The organism is Pricia sp. (assembly GCF_041745955.1).
Classification (GTDB): domain Bacteria; phylum Bacteroidota; class Bacteroidia; order Flavobacteriales; family Flavobacteriaceae; genus Pricia.
This window is the reverse complement of sequence record NZ_JBGTHY010000382.1, coordinates 1-1,761: the sequence shown is the minus strand read 5'-3', so window position 1 is coordinate 1,761 and position 1,761 is coordinate 1. Positions and strand designations below refer to the sequence as shown.

The following is a 1,761-nucleotide window of genomic DNA, read 5'->3' as shown; positions in this document are numbered from 1 at the left end:
TATATCGAGGAAATTTCCAAGCTCCCACCATCGATCGCACAGGTTGAAACGGCCATTCCCGCATTTATAGGATATACCGAAAAGGCGGTAGACCTCAGGGGCCAACCTTTGCTAAACGAGCCCAAAAGAATTACTTCCCTTTTTGACTATGAACGTTTTTTTGGGTTCGCCGCGGCGGAAACCGGACTAAAGGTCAGCGTTACAGGAGCCATTAACGCTCCCACTTCCGTGGATGTTTCCATTGATAACCGGTCCAAGTTTTTGATGTACTATGGCCTACAGCTCTATTTTGCCAACGGGGGCGGAGCGTGCTGGATCGTTTCGACCGGAAATTATACCGACGGTGGGGGCCTCATCAACTTTGCAGACCTGCAAAACGGCTTGAATGCCACGGAAAAGATTGACGAAATCACGCTCTATGTATATCCCGATGCCCAGGGATTGGATAACGTGGATAATTTTTATAGCCTGTTCGGGGAGTCGATGGACCTGTGTGAAAAACTTAAGGATCGCTTTACGGTAATGGACATTTGGCAGGAGCCGGGCCAACCCGATCTATTGGCCAATATAGACCTAATGCGCGACAAGACCCCGCCCGAAGAGAATACCATAAAGTATGGGGCCACCTATTTTCCCAATTTGGAAACCATTTTAGATTATTACTATGGGGGCGAGGGCACAGGGGATGCCAATGTGACTATCGAAGGTTCGTTCGCCGGAACTTTGGCGGACCTGAAATCGGCCAATAACGCCCTGTATTTCTCGGCGCAAAGCAAGATAAGGGATTTTCCCTTGGAGATGCCGCCATCGCCGGCAGTGGTCGGTGCATACGCAAGCGTAGATGCCTCACGCGGCGTATGGAAGGCGCCAGCCAATGTAAACATAGACCTTGTGGTCAGACCGATGATGAAGGTGACCGACGAACAACAGGAAAGTCTGAACGTGGATGTGAACGCCGGTAAATCGGTCAATGTCATACGGTCTTTCGTCGGCAGGGGGCCGGCCATAATCTGGGGTGCGCGCACTTTGGCGGGCAACAGCAACGAATGGCGCTATATTCCCGTACGGCGGTTTTTTAATATGGTGGAGGAATCCGTCAAAAAAGCGACGATGCAATTTGTATTCGAGCCCAACGACCTGAACACCTGGTCCCGAGTTAAATCGATGATCGACAACTTTCTGATACAGCAATGGCGTGCGGGCGCCTTGATGGGTACTACGCCAGAACAGGCCTTTTACGTAAAGGTAGGATTGAACGAGACCATGACCGAGGTCGATATCTGGGAAGGGCGCATGATCGTCGAGATCGGTATGGCCGTGGTCAGGCCCGCGGAATTCATCATCCTGAAATTCAGCCATAAAATGCTGTCGGAATAACAGAAAAAGTATAGAACTATAAAAACACCTAAAAATGGCAAGCAATAACGGAAATACCAACGGCAACTCCCCCTCTCCCGACGACATCGTGTGCAGGAGCCTCACGGTCATCAAACAGGACAAGGAAACGGCGGAAAGTGCGCAGAGCGCCGGGGAGATCTCGCAACAATCGAAGGAAGACGCAAAGGGATACAAGATATGCTGCCTCGACAGGGCCAAGGAAACCAACGGCATCTATCAAGACCTGCTGACCTGCGTCGCCCTGGGGCAGTACAAAAAAACGGAGATCGTTCAAAAGAACATCGACGACTACATCAAGAAGGATGCGGATATCGAAAAACTGATCTCGGAGTCCTCGAAACTTTTGGCGGACCTGTGCACCAA

Annotated in this window: 2 protein-coding genes; both read left to right on the top strand. The window is 50.7% G+C overall.

Annotation, left to right across the window (positions count from 1 at the left end; all coding sequences use genetic code 11):
* Window positions 1–1,377 (top strand): phage tail sheath family protein (locus ACEW8S_RS13980; RefSeq protein WP_373518758.1); only part of this gene is annotated, 1,377 nt, incomplete at its 5' end.
* A 34-nt stretch (window positions 1,378–1,411) separates the two neighbouring features.
* A partial coding sequence (locus ACEW8S_RS13975) for a hypothetical protein (RefSeq protein ID WP_373518757.1) occupies window positions 1,412–1,761 on the top strand: 350 nt, incomplete at its 3' end.